1 protein-coding gene and 1 pseudogene are annotated in these 1,011 nt (G+C 32.9%); one reads left to right on the top strand and one right to left on the bottom strand.

Features of this window, described 5'->3' with window-relative positions; all coding sequences use genetic code 11:
- Window positions 1–100: 100 nt before the first annotated feature.
- Window positions 101–679 carry a YaaC family protein gene (locus tag FTU82_RS16010; protein ID WP_373685571.1) on the bottom strand — a complete coding sequence of 193 codons (579 nt, stop codon included), beginning with the start codon at window positions 677–679 and terminating at the stop codon, window positions 101–103.
- A 186-nt stretch (window positions 680–865) separates the two neighbouring features.
- On the opposite strand from FTU82_RS16010, the pseudogene FTU82_RS16300 reads away from it, so the two are divergent.
- Window positions 866–1,011 (top strand): annotated as a pseudogene (locus FTU82_RS16300) (IS701 family transposase); the annotation flags it as partial.

The raw sequence follows: 1,011 nt of genomic DNA, 5'->3' as shown, positions 1-1,011 counted from the left end.
CGCGACTCATGAGTGCTCGGTTATATGCGGGCCAATTGGTTGTGCGGTAGATTTTGTGTGTAGGCTTCTTCATTTGAAAATTATATCGCTGAAAAAGCCTTTACAGATAGGTTTGTGCAACAAAGCCTCTGTATACTATTTTCCCTTCACGAGGGAGGCCTTCTTTGAAATAATTTAATCTTTCATTTTTAAGAAATCTGTTTATATCAACTTTGGTTTTTTGTTCATTATCAATAAGAATTTCGGTAAATAATTTATTATGTTCAGGGTTAGTTAAGATTTCTATCTGAATAGGTAGTAATTTTCTTTTAGGTAGAAGTCCTAAGCCATGACATAGACTATGAATTTCGGGAATATTAGTTACGGCTTGGCGAAAATTAATATTAAAAGGATGAGTGATTTTCTTACCTAGAATTTCAGAAAAAGTAGCAAATATATTTACTCCTTCGTTAGATTTTGGCTTTACCTGAATAGTACTGTCTGTGCCAAGCGGTAAATTTAAACCATGATGCTCATGTACGGTTTCTAATTCAATTTTATTATAGGACAAAAAGCATTTTACAAGGTTCAGCATCCCATAATAAAGTAATGTTGCTCGAGTTGGTAAAAGAATACTGTTAGCGGCTTTATAAAAAGATTCAGCTAAAGATGAGAAATATAAAGAACGCTCTAAGAAAATTTTATTATCACCTCTACTTCTTGAAATTTTTTGTTGAAGGTGTGAATTAATTAGAGACCAAGGATCACTTGTTAATATCTGTTGATCTCCAGCTTTTAAATTAGCGAAGGAGAATCTTAATTTATTATATTAGGACTTACGCATTGACGGATTCAAAAAAGTATTAAAATACTTTATAAAGTATCTGTGATCAGACGAATTAAAGATGCTTCTACAGCAACTTGTACATTACCCATTTATATGGGCTTTCTCATGACAGAACCGAACTCTATTAGCTGCACACAACTTGCCGAGACTTATAATATCTCGCATGATAGTGTAAATCGCTTTCT

Origin of the sequence: Acinetobacter sp. YH12151, assembly GCF_013418355.1 — a bacterium.
In the GTDB taxonomy this organism is placed as follows: domain Bacteria; phylum Pseudomonadota; class Gammaproteobacteria; order Pseudomonadales; family Moraxellaceae; genus Acinetobacter; species Acinetobacter pseudolwoffii.
This window is presented reverse-complemented; position numbering and strand designations above follow the sequence as displayed.